Annotated in this window: 23 protein-coding genes; 21 read left to right on the top strand and 2 right to left on the bottom strand. The window is 60.5% G+C overall.

The genetic code is table 11. From position 1 onward, the window contains the following. The first annotated feature begins 128 nt into the window (after positions 1-128). On the top strand, positions 129-638 hold the full coding sequence (locus tag ACLEJP_RS00980; protein ID WP_289131490.1) for an acyloxyacyl hydrolase: 510 nt from the start codon (positions 129-131) through the stop codon (positions 636-638). Positions 639-736: 98 nt separating this feature from the next. Here ACLEJP_RS00980 and ACLEJP_RS00985 read toward each other — a convergent pair whose 3' ends face one another. Together ACLEJP_RS00985 and ACLEJP_RS00990 are read right to left on the bottom strand one after the other, a co-directional pair. Continuing rightward, a complete protein-coding gene (locus tag ACLEJP_RS00985; protein ID WP_440803735.1) occupies positions 737-1,165 on the bottom strand; it encodes a type II toxin-antitoxin system HicB family antitoxin in 429 nt (142 codons plus the stop codon). 49 nt (positions 1,166-1,214) lie between these two features. Continuing rightward, positions 1,215-1,394, bottom strand: a complete 180-nt coding sequence (locus tag ACLEJP_RS00990) for a type II toxin-antitoxin system HicA family toxin (RefSeq protein ID WP_085598729.1) — start codon at positions 1,392-1,394, stop codon at positions 1,215-1,217. A gap of 101 nt (positions 1,395-1,495) precedes the next feature. Between ACLEJP_RS00990 and ACLEJP_RS00995 the strand changes: the two genes are divergently transcribed. The 20 genes from ACLEJP_RS00995 (at position 1,496) to ACLEJP_RS01090 (ending at position 14,852) form a co-directional block, all read left to right on the top strand. After that, entirely contained in the window at positions 1,496-1,822 is a 327-nt protein-coding gene (locus ACLEJP_RS00995; RefSeq protein ID WP_085598731.1) for an MFS transporter, read from the top strand. Beyond that, complete coding sequence (locus ACLEJP_RS01000) at positions 1,819-2,130, top strand: hypothetical protein (protein WP_440803738.1); 312 nt, start codon at positions 1,819-1,821, stop codon at positions 2,128-2,130. The genes ACLEJP_RS00995 and ACLEJP_RS01000 overlap by 4 nt, the downstream gene beginning before the upstream one ends. A gap of 95 nt (positions 2,131-2,225) precedes the next feature. Beyond that, positions 2,226-2,696, top strand: coding sequence for a lysozyme inhibitor LprI family protein (locus tag ACLEJP_RS01005; RefSeq protein WP_440803740.1), 471 nt, complete (start codon positions 2,226-2,228; stop codon positions 2,694-2,696). Between the two features lie 101 nt (positions 2,697-2,797). Beyond that, positions 2,798-3,406: a putative metallopeptidase gene (locus ACLEJP_RS01010; RefSeq protein ID WP_440803743.1), complete on the top strand. Its 609-nt coding sequence runs from the start codon at positions 2,798-2,800 to the stop codon at positions 3,404-3,406. 31 nt (positions 3,407-3,437) lie between these two features. Beyond that, entirely contained in the window at positions 3,438-3,914 is a 477-nt protein-coding gene (locus tag ACLEJP_RS01015; protein WP_096010282.1) for a DUF2280 domain-containing protein, read from the top strand. Continuing rightward, the gene (locus tag ACLEJP_RS01020) at positions 3,889-5,217 is read left to right on the top strand and encodes a terminase (protein WP_440803745.1); all 1,329 of its coding nucleotides are present in this window, start codon (positions 3,889-3,891) and stop codon (positions 5,215-5,217) included. Before ACLEJP_RS01015 ends, ACLEJP_RS01020 begins: the two co-directional genes overlap by 26 nt. After that, on the top strand, positions 5,217-6,668 hold the full coding sequence (locus ACLEJP_RS01025; RefSeq protein WP_440803748.1) for a DUF4055 domain-containing protein: 1,452 nt from the start codon (positions 5,217-5,219) through the stop codon (positions 6,666-6,668). Before ACLEJP_RS01020 ends, ACLEJP_RS01025 begins: the two co-directional genes overlap by 1 nt. After that, positions 6,595-7,692 (top strand): minor capsid protein, encoded by a 1,098-nt coding sequence (locus tag ACLEJP_RS01030; protein ID WP_440803750.1) that lies wholly within the window; start codon positions 6,595-6,597, stop codon positions 7,690-7,692. The genes ACLEJP_RS01025 and ACLEJP_RS01030 overlap by 74 nt, the downstream gene beginning before the upstream one ends. Before the next feature lie 399 nt (positions 7,693-8,091). After that, positions 8,092-8,865: a hypothetical protein gene (locus tag ACLEJP_RS01035; RefSeq protein ID WP_440803752.1), complete on the top strand. Its 774-nt coding sequence runs from the start codon at positions 8,092-8,094 to the stop codon at positions 8,863-8,865. A gap of 3 nt (positions 8,866-8,868) precedes the next feature. Beyond that, positions 8,869-9,846 carry a major capsid protein gene (locus tag ACLEJP_RS01040; RefSeq protein ID WP_054573903.1) on the top strand — a complete coding sequence of 326 codons (978 nt, stop codon included), beginning with the start codon at positions 8,869-8,871 and terminating at the stop codon, positions 9,844-9,846. A gap of 47 nt (positions 9,847-9,893) precedes the next feature. Next, entirely contained in the window at positions 9,894-10,334 is a 441-nt protein-coding gene (locus tag ACLEJP_RS01045; RefSeq protein ID WP_440803755.1) for a hypothetical protein, read from the top strand. Positions 10,335-10,337: 3 nt separating this feature from the next. After that, the gene (locus ACLEJP_RS01050; RefSeq protein WP_440803757.1) at positions 10,338-10,715 is read left to right on the top strand and encodes a hypothetical protein; all 378 of its coding nucleotides are present in this window, start codon (positions 10,338-10,340) and stop codon (positions 10,713-10,715) included. Between the two features lie 3 nt (positions 10,716-10,718). After that, entirely contained in the window at positions 10,719-11,111 is a 393-nt protein-coding gene (locus tag ACLEJP_RS01055) for a hypothetical protein (protein ID WP_440803760.1), read from the top strand. 1 nt (position 11,112) lies between these two features. Then, complete coding sequence (locus ACLEJP_RS01060; RefSeq protein ID WP_440803762.1) at positions 11,113-11,787, top strand: hypothetical protein; 675 nt, start codon at positions 11,113-11,115, stop codon at positions 11,785-11,787. Further along, positions 11,784-12,212 (top strand): phage tail terminator-like protein, encoded by a 429-nt coding sequence (locus tag ACLEJP_RS01065; RefSeq protein WP_440803764.1) that lies wholly within the window; start codon positions 11,784-11,786, stop codon positions 12,210-12,212. Before ACLEJP_RS01060 ends, ACLEJP_RS01065 begins: the two co-directional genes overlap by 4 nt. Positions 12,213-12,251: 39 nt before the next feature. Continuing rightward, positions 12,252-12,908, top strand: a complete 657-nt coding sequence (locus ACLEJP_RS01070; protein WP_440803766.1) for a phage tail protein — start codon at positions 12,252-12,254, stop codon at positions 12,906-12,908. 9 nt (positions 12,909-12,917) lie between these two features. Next, positions 12,918-13,301: a phage tail assembly chaperone gene (locus ACLEJP_RS01075; RefSeq protein ID WP_440803768.1), complete on the top strand. Its 384-nt coding sequence runs from the start codon at positions 12,918-12,920 to the stop codon at positions 13,299-13,301. Positions 13,302-13,318: 17 nt separating this feature from the next. Next, complete coding sequence (locus ACLEJP_RS01080) at positions 13,319-13,615, top strand: DUF1799 domain-containing protein (protein ID WP_440803770.1); 297 nt, start codon at positions 13,319-13,321, stop codon at positions 13,613-13,615. A 238-nt stretch (positions 13,616-13,853) separates the two neighbouring features. After that, a complete protein-coding gene (locus tag ACLEJP_RS01085) occupies positions 13,854-14,414 on the top strand; it encodes a hypothetical protein (protein ID WP_440803772.1) in 561 nt (186 codons plus the stop codon). Next, positions 14,415-14,852 (top strand): type II toxin-antitoxin system YafO family toxin, encoded by a 438-nt coding sequence (locus tag ACLEJP_RS01090; protein ID WP_440803774.1) that lies wholly within the window; start codon positions 14,415-14,417, stop codon positions 14,850-14,852. Positions 14,853-14,882: the final 30 nt, after the last annotated feature.

Consider the following 14,882-nt stretch of genomic DNA (forward strand, 5'->3'; position numbering starts at 1 on the left):
AGGCCCTCAAGAGTCCCGCTTCTCACGACTTCAAATATTTTCAGAATTTTTCAGAACCCATGGAACGAATTGATGGCAATCTGATTCACATAGCTTGCTAAGTAAAATTCATCAGGGATTCCGTGATTATGAAAAAAATCATCGCTGCAGCGGTGTTTTCTCTTTTGGGTGTTGCCGCTCAGGCCGCTGAGCTTTCTGGAGCCGTCGGCGCTACCAGTCAGGGCGGTATGACTGCACGCGTTGGGATCGGTTTTGACTGGGACAAGAGCTGGCTGGAAAGCAGCACTGGCCGTCTTACCGGGTACTGGGATGCTGGTTACACCTACTGGGAAGCAGGTGATGCCTCTGGCGGCGCTCATTCACTGTCCTTTGCGCCAGTTTTCGTTTACGAGTTCGGCAGCGGTAATGTGAAGCCATTCGTTGAGGCGGGCATCGGCGTTGCAGTCTTCTCTGGTACCTCGGCAGGCGACCAGGACTTTGGTTCGGCCTTCAACTTCGAAGACCGCATCGGCGCAGGCTTGAAAATCGGTGAGACTCAGAAGGTTGGTATCCGAGCGATTCACTACTCCAACGCCGGTATCAAGCAGCCGAACGACGGCATCGAGTCGTACTCCCTATTCTACAGCCACCAGATTTAACTTTTCTGCGTAGCTCCCTTGCCCGCCAAGTGCGGGCTTTTTTGTTTCTGGAAGAGGGCCTAAACAGGCCCATCAATGGCCTCGTTGGTTGATGGCGCTCAGGCAGCCTCAACGGAAATCGACAATCTTTTGCCCATGACGGCAAGAGCGCTCTCCAGCTGTTCCATCCTCGAGGTGTGGAGAAAGTCGACCAGGCGGTCTCCCTGGGTCTGGGATACACCCAGCAGTCGGCACAGATCGGCCTTTCGCATCCCGCGAGCCATCATCTCGTTCCAAAGGGCGATCTTCGCGACCGTCACTGCCGGCAAGTGAATCGATACCTCGCCATCTTCGGCCGGAGTTGCGTCCGGGATGGGGCGACGCTGATCGACATAGATCGACAGCGCCGACTCAATGGCATCGCCAGCCTCGCTGATGGCGTGCTGGCGGTCATCTCCAAAACTGTTCAGTTCCGGCAGGTCACGGCAGAAAACGGCAACGCCTGGCGCGGTGCCGTCCTCTTCGAAGCGGATTGCATAGTCGTACATGGTCACTCCTCAGGGTGATGCGTTCAGCGCTCATAGGCGAAGGGGGCTCTTAGAGCCCCAGTTGCTTGATGATCGCCTTGCGGGTCGGTTCTGGCATTTCCTTAGCACCGTGGTCCGCGAAGACAGTCTGTTTGCCGTTTGGGGCTGTGATCTTGAAGTGGCTGCCTTTAGCTGCTTCGAAGGTCACCCCTTGGGCCTTCAACCATCGTCTGAACTCGCTGAACTTCATCACCTCGTCTCTGTTGTCTGGATGAGTCCAGTATACAACAGTTTTGTGGTAATACAACATATTTGTGGTATTTCTGTGCCCCCTGCTATGGAGTCGAGCGCATGGAGCTTTTTCACCGCCTGCTCGAAAAGCTCGACTGGGCTATTGCGGGCCTACTGGGAGCCTTGGTTGCCACCCGATGGCACAAGGACGATCTACTCGACCGTAAGGCCTGGATCCTCTTCCTGCTGACCGGCATGGCCTGCGCCCACTACCTGACCGGAATGGTCAGCGCCTACTTCGGTATCGTGGAGCCGCGCAGCGTGGCGGGGGTAGGGTTTCTGCTCGGCACCTTCGGCGGCTCACTTATTGCCGCCGTCACCAGGGCGATCAAAGCCGCCGATCTCTGGTCTGTCATCAGGTCCAAGTTCGGAGGGCCTAACGGATGATTCTCGAATACACCAATGCGTTGGCGGCCGGGGTCATTGCCCTGTGGGCCTCCTGGGCAGTCCTGAGCGGCAAGGTCCGAGACGGCGTGATCGGCAAAATCCTGTACTCGATCATCGCCCTGAGCGGTTACGCCATCCTGGCCAGGTCGGATCGTATGTTCTTCACCCCGAACACCGCCGGTGTAACGATGCACGTCGCCCTGGCCCTGGCTGGCCTGCGACACATGTTTGTCATCACCTGCTGGCCATACGTCAAGCGCTGGATCTGCCGACGTTTGAACTGCGACCTGGACAAGCGGACGCACTGATCCGCTTCACGAAGCCCACAAGCGCCATGTTGTGGTGCTCAGATGCATGTTGCGGCACTATGCAGATTCAGTACAGATATCTCAGGGAGTGAGTCTTGAAGAAGTTGTATAAATCGATCTGCATGGGATTTTTGCTCGTGATGAGTAATGCTCATGCTGACGTGGGTCGTGAAGAAGAGCTGGATGAGGCGGTCCGCCAGTTCGCAGCAAAGGTCGAGACCGTGTGGCAGCAGTGCCTTAAGAGGCCAGATGTGCGCACCACGAATGATAGCAATCGCTGTCTCGTAACGATGCTGCGTGCGACCAACGATGCGGTTGAGCAGAAGTATCAAGTTAAACTGGAAAAAGCTCGAGATATGGCTAAGCATCCCGATGCGTTTGCAACCTACGAGACGGTTCCAGGCCTCTTGGAGGAGTCACAGGCACAATGGAAGAAATACGTGAAAACTGATTGCGACGGTATAGGCGCAGAGAGTGCAGGCGGTACCGCCCGTTCCACCTTTGCACTCCGCTGTGAGTATCAACACGCTCTCCATCGCTTACGCGCACTGGACGCCTGGTTCTGAGTGCTCGAAGCCTCTTTCCACCCGCATCATAGGCATGTCGCCCGCACATCGATCTCCACCAATATCAGCGACATGCCATCCTAAGAACGTTCAGGTGACCTATGAGCAGACCGATGCCGCCGGCTGCTCTGCTCGAATCCCTGTGGCTGACACTGCGTCCCGCCCCTGAGGTGTGGGAGTGGATACAGCGCGAGATCCTCGCCACCACAGGCAGTATCCACAACGAAGAGCACGCTCACCTTATCGACGCCAATATTGGCGTGCTGTGGGCATCCTCTGCCTTCAACAAGAAGGGTCGCTCAGTGCTGGGCCAGGCCGAGCAGCTGATGTTCCGCGCTGGCGGATGGCAGAAGGCCCGGCAAGAGCAGCAGATGCGAGAATGGTTTGGCGAGGAGCCGGACTACCTCATCACCCTGGCCGCCGACTACTGCTCCCAGTGCACCGATGCTGAGTTCTGCGCTCTGGTCGAACATGAGCTCTACCACATCGCCCAGGCGACCGATCAGTACGGCGCGCCCAAGTTCACCCAGGACGGCATGCCCAAGCTTGAGATGCGTGGCCATGACGTCGAGGAGTTCGTTGGCGTGGTTCGCCGCTACGGTGCCAGCCACGACGTACAGCAGCTGATCGACGCTGCAAGCCGGCCGCCTGAGGTGGCCAAGATCAACATTGCGAGGGCCTGCGGAACCTGTCTACTGAAGTCGGCCTGATTTTTGGACAGGTTTGGACGGATGAACGCCTATGGCAGCCCTATCAAGTGAGGTGAAGGTCTTCGTAATTCAGGCCTTGGCCTGCTTCGATACGCCTTCTCAGGTGGCCGAGTCGGTCCAAAAGGAATTCGGCTTGACCATCACCCGGCAGCAGATCGAGTCGCACGACCCCACGAAGGTTTCTGGGAAGGGGTTAGCCGCCAAGTGGAAGCAGCTGTTCGAAGACACTCGCAAGCGCTTCCGCGAAGACATCACTGAAATTCCCATCGCCAACAAGGCCTACCGTTTGCGCGGCCTCAATAGGATGGCTGACAAAGCCGAAGGAATGCGGAACCTGGCTCTGACGGCCCAACTGTACGAGCAGGCGGCCAAGGAATGCGGCGACATGTACGTCAACCGCAAGATCGAACCAGACAAGCCCCTGGGCTCCCAGGCGGACCAGCAGCACGCCGTTGCTGAGTACAAGCTGGAGCCAGACGAAGGTGTCCCGACTACCCCGTACCTATGACCCGCCGGTGAAGCTGACGCCGAAGCAGGCGAACATCTACGTCTGGGGGTTCCAGCCCGAGGCGCGCTTCCGTGATGCGGTGTGCGGGCGTCGATTCGGCAAGACCTTCCTCGGCAAGGCAGAGATGCGCCGCGCTGCCCGGCTGGCTGCAGAGTGGGGCGTGAGCGTCGAGGACGAGATCTGGTATGGCGCGCCCACGTTCAAGCAGGCCAAGCGGGTCTTCTGGCGCCGGCTGAAGCAGGCCATCCCAGAAGCCTGGCGCGCAGCTCGACCGAACGAGACCGAGTGCTCGATCACCCTGAAGTCCGGCCACATCATGCGTGTGGTCGGCCTGGACAATTACGACAACTTGCGGGGCTCCGGCCTGTTCTTCGTCCTGGTGGACGAATGGGCGGACTGCCCGTGGGCAGCCTGGGAAGAAGTGCTCAGGCCAATGCTCTCGACCTGCCAGTACACGATCCCCCAGACCGGAGAGTCGAGGAAGGGCGGACATGCGCTGCGGATCGGCACTCCGAAGGGTTTCAACCACTGCTACGACACCTATCGCGACGGGCAGCCAGGCGGTGAGCCTGACCACAAGAGCTGGCAATACACCTCGCTGCAGGGTGGCAACGTCCCAGCCGAGGAGTTGGATGCAGCCCGTCGCAAGATGGACCCGCGCACGTTCCGCCAGGAATATGAGGCCGGGTTCGAGAATTACGCGGGTGTCGTCTACTACACCTTCGACCGGAACGAGTGCCGCACCAGCGCGCGCATCGAACCGGGCGAGGCTCTACACATCGGCATGGACTTCAACGTCATGAAGATGGCCGCGGTGGTGTACGTGGTCCGGGACGGCCTGCCGCTGGCGCTGGACGAATTCCACTCGGTGCGCGACACGCCCGAGATGATCGAGAAGATCAAGGCGCGATTCCCTGGGCATGGCATCTCTGTGTATCCAGATGCCAGCGGACAGAACACCAGCAGCAAGAACGCCAGTGAATCGGACCTGTCCCTGCTCAGGAAGGCGGGCTTCACCGTAGTGGTCGACTCGCAGAACCCCGGCGTCAAGGATCGCATCAACGCGGTCAACGCCATGTTCCTCAACACCTACGGTGAGCGGCGCCTGAAGGTGAACATTGAACAGTGCCCGCAGCTTACCCAGTGCCTGGAGCGGCAGACCTACACCGACAAAGGTGAGCCGGACAAGGACCCCAAGAAGGGGCACGACCACATGAACGACGCCGCTGGTTACTTCATTGCCAAGCGGTTCCCGATCAAGACTCAGTCCGCCGGCACCCGCCGCATCGGAGGTTTGGCGTAATGCCTGTTCAATCCACCAACCCAGACTACAACGCTCACATTGAAGAGTGGAGGATGATGGATGACGCCCTGGAGGGCGAGGGCGCTATCAAGCGCAGCCCGCGCAACCTGCCAAAGCCTAGCGGCATGGTCGAGGCCGAGAAGCTGGACGGTGCCGGCAATGCCTATCTGTACCAGAACTACACCGCCCGGGCTCAATACGAACACTGGGTGCGGGATTCGCTGCGCTCGATGATGGGCCTGGTTTCGCGGCTGATTCCCGAGGTGAAACTGCCCTCCGGGCTGAAGGGGCTGGAGGACAACGCCACGGCCGATGGCTTCGGGCTGACCCAGCTGTTCCTGCGGATCGTGCGCCAGGCCATTTCGCATGGTCGTGTACCGCTGGTGGTCAACATTGATGACACGGGCCAGCCATACTTCGCAACCTACGCCGTTCGCAACGCCATCAACTGGGATACTGCGGACCAAGGGGGGCGCCAGGACCTGGTGCTATCGGTGTTCCGCGAGTTCCGGCGCAAGGAGCAGGATCGCTATAGTCACGAGTGCGAGACGGTCTATCGCGAGTTCTACATGGAAGGCGCGGTCTGCCGCACGGGCGTGCGCAACGAGGCCGGCGAGCTGATCGAAGACGATCGCCCGTTGGGCACCGTTGACGGCAGTAACAACCTGGTACGCGGCCTGGGCTACATCCCGGTCATCTACTGTGGGTCCACCGACAACTCGCCCGATGTAGACGAGATCCCTCTGCTGACCATGGCCCGGGCCGCGCTGAAGTCCTACCAACTCAGTGCCGACTACTTCACGGCTCTGCACCAGACCAGTCATCCACAGCCGTGGGTATCTGGTCTGGACGAGAGCGTGGAACTCAGCGTCACCGGGCCATCGGCGGCCTGGGACCTGGGTCCGAATGGATCGTGCGGATATCTGGAGTTCCAGGGAGCGGGCATTCAAGCCGTCCGCACCGCGATGGAAGACCAGAAGAATGCGGCCCTTGAGGCCGGCGCCAAGGTCATGGACGTTTCCGGTACGGAGTCGGGCGAGGCCCGCAAGACACGCCAGAATGACCAGCACGCCACGCTACATAGCATCGTCATTACCGCCGCGGCCGGCATTGAGCAGGCCCTGCGATACGCAGCGGAGTGGACGGGCTACAACCCGGACGAAGTCGCATTTAAGGTCAAACCGGAGTTTGTGATGCCGGTGGTGGACGCCCAAGTGCTTGCTGAGCTGCAGAAGAGCGTCATGGCCGGAACCATCAGCGCCGAGACGTATTGGCAGTATCTGACTACTGGAAAGCTGCCCGAGCACCCCTATGACGAAGAGGCCGAACTGATCGGCGACCATCACGGCGCTGGCGGCGTGAACTTGGACAGAGAAGATGGCGACGAAACCGGAGCAAACGGCGGAGGAGAAGCTGCTGGAGCAGGTCAGCCGCCACTCGGTGCTGCTTGAGCGGCTCAAGGCTGGCGAGGTCAAGAAGTTCGAGACCTACCTGCGCCGGGCTGATACCCATGTGCGCGACCAGCTCACCCGCAAGGAACTGACCACCTACAGCCGCAGCCGGCTTGAGGAGTTTCTTGTCCGGGTGGGAGGCAAGTTGCTGGAAATCTACAAGGCCTTCAGCGACCGGATGCAGTCCGACCTGGTGGATATCGCGCAGTACGAAGCTGCATTCGAGGGGCGCAGCTTAGCGAAGGCGCTTTTGATCGACGCTGCCATGCCAGCGGACTCCCTGATCCGGGCGGCGATCAACACGCAGCCCCTGCAGGTGGCCGGGGTGGATGGTGGAAAGCTGCTCAAGCCGTTCCTGAACGGATGGACCCGCACTGAAGCGGACAGGGTCACCAACGTCATCCGGATGGGTGTCGTGCATGGCCAGACCAACGTCGAGATCACTCAAGCCGTGCGCGGCACTGCGGCGCAGAACTTCACCGATGGCGTTCTGGCGGTCACGAACCGGAGCGCCCGGGCAGTCGTCCAGACCGCAGTCCAGCATGTGGCCACCACAGCGAGGATGGAAACCCTCAAGGCGAACGCCGAGGTGGTGCCGGGGTATCGCATCGTCGCCACCCTGGACCGGAAGACCAGCATGCAGTGCCGGAGCATGGACGGCCGGGAATTCGAGATGGGCAAAGGGCCTGTGCCTCCATTCCACATCCACTGCCGGACCACCATCACGCCGATCACCAAGTTATCAGCGCTGTTTGGGCAGGGCGCCACGAGGGCAGCAGTGGGCGCAGGGGGCGGCGGGCAGGTCTCGGCAAGCCTCAGCTACTACCAGTGGCTCAAAACGCAGCCAGCGGCCTTCCAGGACGCTGCCTTGGGCCCGGTGCGCGGCAAGCTGTTTCGCGACGGCGGCCTTTCTGCCGAGCGCTTCGCCGCGCTACAGCTGGACAAGAACTTCAAACCGCTGACGCTCGACCAGCTCAAGGAGTTGGAGCCGCTGGCTTTCTCCAGGGCCGGGTTGATTAACTGACACAGCGAGATCAAAGTGACACCACTTACTGCCTTATAAGGACAAGCAGATGAGTGAGCCAATGCCAGTCAGCAGTTACGTTACCAGCTTCTTCTACGATCAAGAGCCGCTACCCAAGCTCGGACCTATAGCCGCAACAACTGGAGAGTGTGCAGCCTTTAACAAAGTTTGGGTTTTGGGCGGGCAGTGCTACTTGCTCCCTAATGAGCACTATCAAAAATTCCTCCAAAAATGCGTGGAAAACCCACGTGGGTTAGCAATCAACGAGAAGCTTGTTTTGTATCACCAGTCTCGCAACCTAACCCCTCAGCAGTGATAAGCATCTGAACACCAAACCCGCTACGGCGGGTTTTTTTATGCCCGCCAGGCGGGCCCATCCAATCCCCAGGGGATAGCCACATGCCTTTCGACTTCGACCCGGCCGCCCACGGCCTAACCCTCGACGAGACCCAAACCGCCGCGCTCAAGGCAGCGCTGGGCGGCGAGGTTCAGAAATTCCTGGATGGCGAGGTCTCGGGCCTCAAATCCAAAAACACCGAGCTGATCGGCTCCAACAAGACCATCAAGGCCGAGCTGGACAAACTGAAAGGTCAGTTCGACGGCCTGGACATCGAGGCGGTCAAGGGGCTGCTGGCAAAGGCCGGCCAGGACGAAGAGACCAAGCTGATCGCTGAGGGCAAGCTGGACGAAGTGATCAGCCGCCGCACCGAGCGCCTGCGCACCGACCTGGACAAGCAGGTCAAGGCCGCCAACGAGCGTGCGGACAAGGCCGAAGCCTTCGCTGCCAAGTACAGCGACAAGGTGCTGGCCGATTCGATCCGCGCTGCCGCCATTAAGGCCGGCGCGCTGCCCGAAGCCGCCGAGGACATCATCCTCCGCGCCCGCGGCACCTTCAAACTGAGCGAAGACGGCGAGCCCATTGCCACCGACCGTGACGGCGAAGTCGTGTATGGGAAGGACGGCAAGACCCCGCTGTCTCCCCTCGAATGGGCGGAATCGCTGCGCGAAACCGCTTCCCACCTGTGGCCAAGGGCCCAGGGTGCCGGGCAGACCGGCGACAACGGTGGCAAGGCCACGAAGAAGTGGGGTGAGTACACCGAGACCGAACGCGCAGCGATGGCTCGTGACAACCCCGAAGCATTCAAAAAACTCCAAGCCACCCGAGGAACCTAACTCATGCCAACCACCCAACTGTCGGACATCTTCGTTTCCGACTACTACGGCACCCTGGAGCCGGTGAACTCTCCCGAGAAGACCGCCGTCTTCGAGTCGGGCATCATCACTCGCTCGGCTACCCTGGACGATATCGCCAAGAACGGCCAAGGCACCTCCGAGATCAGCTACTGGCAGGATCTCGACGCCGACGAGGCGCCGAACATCTCCAACGACGACCCTGACGACCAAGGCGCTGTCGGCAAAGCCGAGCAGGGCAGCATGCGTGCCCGAACCCTGTACCTCAACAAAGGCTACGGTGTCTCCGACTTGGCAGCCGAACTGGCCAACTCCGAGCCGATGCAGCACATCCGCAACCGCTTCGGCACCTACTGGACCCGCCAGTGGCAGCGCTACCTGATGGGCGCCGGCCGCGGCATCATCGCGGCCAACATCGCCCAGAACGGCGGTGACATGGTGAAAGACTCGGGCGCCTCGATCAGCGCCAATGCCTTCCAGGACGCCGCTTTCACCGCCGGCGACGCCGCCGACATGTTCGCCGCCATCGGTGTGCACTCCGTCGTCATGAACCAGATGGTGAAGCAGGACATGATCGAGTACCTGCGCGACTCGCAGGGCAAGATCATCCTGGCGACCTACCTGGGCAAGCCGGTGTTTATGGACGACGCCCTGACCTACGCGCCGGGCCAGTACCTGTCGCTGTTCTTCGGCCAGGGTGCTTTCGGCTACGGCGAAGGCGATCCGACCAAGCCGGTCGAGCTGGAGCGCAAGCCTGGTGGCGGCAACGGGGGCGGCGCCGAGGTGCTGTGGGAACGCAAGACCTTCATCCTGCAGCCGGCTGGCTTCAGCTGGCAGGGCAGCGAGAACCGCAACCTCAGCCCGACCGCCGCCCAGTACGCTGCAGCAGCGAACTGGAAGCGCGTCTTCGACCGCAAGCAGGTTCCGTTCGCCGCAGTTATCAGCGGCACCGCCACCCCTTGACCCTATGATGCGGGGCGCCGGCCTGGCGCCCTGCGCAGGAGATCAGTATGAAAGTCATCTACACCAATACCCCGGGCACCGAGCGCGGCACCTGTTATCGCCGCCTGGACCAGTTCTTTGGCGTGATCGACGGCGCTACCTCGGTGTCCGTGCAGGGCGATGCTCCGCACATCGGCGAGGCGTACCAGCGCCAAGGCATCAGCGTCAGCGAGATCGAGGAAGGGCTGCGGTTGGACGGCCCCACCGTCGCCCAATGGGTGGCGGTGGGCTACAAGGCGTCGGACTACCCGCCGAACGGCTATGCCCCGGTCAGCAACCAAGCGGAGATCGACAAGGCGGTCGAGGAAGAGGGCGGTGGCGACGATGAAACCGACCCGTACAAAATGAAGGTCCAGCAGTTGAAGGCCTGGCTGACGGCCCAAGGCATCACCTTTGACGCGGGCCTCAACAAGCCCGACCTGCAGGCCCTCATCCCGTCGAAGGAATAAGCCATGACCGACTTCATCACCGTCGCTGATGTAGATCAGAAGCTCGGTCCGGACTGGGCGGGCACCGGTGATGCAGTCCTCGCCGTGGCCATGGCCAACGCCTGGCTGACAGCCAAGATCAAGCGGGCTGTGCCAGATCCGGTGCCTGACGCCATCGTGAGTGCCGGCGCGCAGGTGGCCAAGCTGGCCGCGGCTGGTCAGCTCTACAAGGACACCCAGCGCGAGGTGCAGAGCAAGACCGTGTCGGCCCAGGCTGGCACTTCGACCAGCAAGACCTATGTCGCAGGATCGGTCGATCGCTCTGCTGGCGAGAACTTCGCCCTGGACTTAATCGCCCCGTGGATACGGCGCACTGGCACCGTCATGCTCAAGAGGGTCTGACCCATGGGCATGCGCAATGAAATTCAGGCCGACCTGGCGGAAGCCTTCGATGACCCTGATGGCCTAGCCGACACGGTGAAGCCCGTGACTGGGTCTCGCACGGTGAAGGGTGGTTACGACCCTGATATCGGCGGCACGCTGCCGGCGTCGACCATCTACTACGTCGGCCGCGGGGTGTTCGGGAGCTATCTGACCAAGGAGATCGACGGTAGCCGCATCCAAACCGAGGACGTAAAGCTGCTGGTGCTCCAGAACGAGCTTTTCGAGGGGCAGGCCGGCGCTGTCACTGATGCCCCGGCGGTGCCCAAGATCGGCGACCAGGTGAGCGGGTACCGAGTGCTCAACGTTTCCGAGGACCCGGCTCAGGCGACTTGGACCATTCAGCTGAGGAAGTGATATGGCGCGCGGCTCACACATGGCCCAGCGATACGGCGGTCAGCAGGGCGGCTTCGCTGAAGCCATACGGGCGTTCGCTGAGCAGGCGGAGCAAGCCCTGGACGCTACCTTCCGCGAAATCGTGATCGAGATCGGCAGCAGCGTCATCCGCATGTCACCCGTAGGCAATCCGGAGCTGTGGGCTGCCAACGTGGCCCACCGGGCCAAGGCCAACAGGGCCGCCGATGACTACGACTTCAAGGTTGCGGTACGCAACACCCTGATCAACCTAAATCAGGACAACTTCACCAAGGCCGGGAAGCTGCGCAGGGGCGTGAAGTATGCCAAGCCCCTGACCAAGACCGAGCGCGAGCAGAATTTCGCTGTGAACGGCCTAGTTGCCGGCCAGGGTTACGTTGGCGGGCGGTTCCGGGGTAACTGGCAGTTCTCTATCGACTCGCCGGCGACTGAGGAGCTCGACCGAATTGACCCATCTGGCAGGCAAGCCGTTGCCGAGCTGGTGACTCAGGTTCAGGCGCTCACCATCGGCCAAACGGCCTATATCGTGAATAACCTGCCATATGCCATTCCGCTCGAGTACGGGCATTCGTCACAGGCCCCGGCCGGCATGGTCAGGGTGACCCTGGCCAATTTCCAGCGCATCGTCGACGAAGCCATCAGGAACAACCGCGTATGAGCCAAGCACGTGCCAGACAGGCTATCGAGATCAAGCTGATGGCCTGGGCCACAGCGCGCCCGATCCGGGTCGCGAACTTCGAGCAAGCCTTCGAAGCTCAACCAGGTGAAACCTACCTGCAAGCGTTTCAGCTGCCGGCGGGCACCACCTGTCGCTACCTGGGTGGCGAGGCGTACGAGTACACCGGTGTCTACCAGGTCAGCATCGTTTGCCCGGCGGGCCAGCCTCTGGCGGCCGCCGAGACCCTGGTAGGAGAGCTTTCGAGTCTCTTCCGGGTGGATTCCGAACTCAGCCACAACGGCTTCGAGGGCATGGTCACCGAACCAGTTGACCAGGGCCCAACCATCACCGAGTCGGCGACCTACACGGTGCCGGCCAGCTTCACCTACCGCGGAGTCGCGGACCAACCGCCCGCTGGGGCCTAACCAACCGCCGCCCGGCGGGCTTTCAAGAGGAACCACACCATGGCCGCACGCTTCCCGCTGCCGAACGGCGCTATTGTCGAGATCGCCGCGACTCTTGGGGCCGCAGTCCCCTTCACTGCAATCACCAACGCGGCGCCACCGGTGCTGAGTGCTGTTGGGCACGGCCTCGATGCGCAAGACATCGTGCTGATCGACTCCGGCTGGGCGAAACTCACCGATCGCGCTGCGCGCGTAGTGAGCCCCCTCACCGACAGCTTCGGCCTGGGCAGCATTAGCACCGCCAACGCTGATATCTACACCCCTGGCGCCGGCTTGGGCTCCGTCATCCCGGTTACCGACTGGGTGCAGATTTCCAAGGTCACTGGCTTTACCCCGTCTGGCGGTGAACAGCAATTCGCTACCGTGGGCTACCTCGAAGACGATGACGATCGCCAGTTCCCAACCAACCGCAACCCATTGAGCCTGGCAATTGTGGTCGAGGACCAGCCGGCCGCTGCCTACGTCGGCGCCGTCGAGGGCTTCGATGAGTCCAAGGAACTGACCGTGGTGCGCCTCAAGCTGCGCAACGGCGACCAGATTCTTTACCCGGGCTACGTCAGTATCACCACCACCCCGACCATGGAGCGGAACAACGTCATGACCCGCACCATCAGCGTCGGCTTGTCGGGTCGCCCGCTGCGCTACCTGGCCGTTTAAGGAGCCTCCATGCCGAAGATCAAGATCGCGCAGAACCCGACGTTTACCGCGGAGGTGAAGATCCCGCGCGTGGGCGGCGACCCGGTGGCAGTAGAGTTCACGTTCCGCTATTTCGACCGCACCGCCTTGGCCAAGCTCTACGACAGCTGGAACCAGGCTGCCGAAGCCAATGCTGAAAAGGCTAAGGCCGAGGATGCGAGCCTCGAGCAGTTCACTGCCGGGCAGGTGCAACTCCAGGCTGAGCAGATCAAGGCCGTCACCGTAGGCTGGGGCTTCGACGACAAGTTTACCGATGAGGCAATCCACGAGTTGGTCACCACCTGCGTCGGTGCGCCTCAAGCCGTACTGGATGCCTACCAGCAAGCATACAACCCGGCCCGCCTGGGAAACTGAAGGCGGCGGCGCGGGCCTTGTATGAGCCAGGTCCGTCCGCCGAGCAGCTAGCGTTTCTGGGGCTCACCCTGGACGACATTGACACCGAGGATGTAGAGGTCTGGCCGGATCTATGGCCGGCCTTCTGCCTATTTGAAGCGCTGGGCACCCAGTGGCGCTTGGGGCCGGGCGGGCCGTCAGGGCTCGATTACGCCGCTATCCCCGGAACCGCCAAGATGCTCGGCCTGAAGCGGCGTGATCTGTCTGAGGCCTTTCACGATCTTCGCCTCATGGAGAACGAGGCGCTGACAGTGATGGCCGAGGCAGCGGAGTAGGGCAGGGCATCAGATCATCGTGTTCGGCGCACCCTGGCTCATCCGGACGCATCCTGCGTTGCGTCATGGGGACGCGAAACGAACTCGCTGGACAGATGGTAGGTCAGAGGGTTTTCAGCCCTCGTGGGTACGAATGAGGGTTGAATAGTCATGGTCTGATGCTCATAATTGAGCAAGAAGCTAAACGAAGCGTTTATTTTCTCGGATTCACGGCTACCTCTGGTAGCGCGGAGTCGTCATGAAAAGCGTCTTAGGGAGCAGCTCATTGAGCTCAATGAAGGATCTTACGACAGCCATTTTGTCGTCAGCAATCGGGATCATGGCTGGCTACAGCAACGTAGCGTCGGCTGATGCTGCCGAGCACTCACGCCTGCCGGCCATTGAGCAGAGCCAAGAGAACATCGAAATTGCAAACTATCTCCACGAGCTGGTTAAGGATTGCAATGAGATGGAGACAGGCTATCGCCAACTCGTCAAAACGCTGTTGAAACTATCCTCAGAGGAAGTAGCTGGCATTCTCACGCGGGCTGAAATGGAGGAGTACTCCGTGAAGCTGCGAGAGCTCAGAAACATAGAGACTCTTCTTAAGAATGCTGAAGTGCCACCTCAGTTTCAAGAGCTGCACTTGAGCGCGCGCAAAGCTCTTGCTAAAGGTCGGACATGGGTTGTAGCGGTTCATGATGTTACTCTGCAGGCAATGCAAGAGCCTGTGATTGTTGATGGTTCAGCGGACCCTGATGGGTTGAAGGCGCTCGCAGACCACTCGACAAAAAAGGTAATCGAGCTGGCGCGTGCTTAAGTGGAACCTATTACCGCTGTATACCATCCCGAGACGTACGCAGAGTTTTTCTCGCAGCCTTTGAAGGATTTCCCTTCCTTAGCAGATAACCTCCTGGCTGATTTTATTAACTACAAGTCCGGAAGGGGCCTCCCTAGTTATTTTGGGTGTGATGTCCCATACACGCAGCCCCATTTGGCTTACACGGCTCAGCTGATGCACATTCATCTTCAGCTACCTCCGCACGCCTTTCCCGAGGGGGTTCCTCAGTTTGATCGCAAATGCAAGAAAGGGCAGCCGCAAAATGATGCCGCGCTTGTGTACGTGAGGGGAGAACTTGAGGAAAATCGTTATTGCATCCTTGGGGTTCTTCACCCAGATGCTCATGCCAAGGCGCGTAGCGAGAAAATCATGAGGTATCTCGCCAGGCTGGCGAAGAAATTCAGAGATGAAAATTGAAGTAGAGCCCAGCCCCGCGCTGGGCTTATT

Source organism: Pseudomonas sp. SMV7, from assembly GCF_052041995.1.
Lineage (GTDB): Bacteria > Pseudomonadota > Gammaproteobacteria > Pseudomonadales > Pseudomonadaceae > Aquipseudomonas.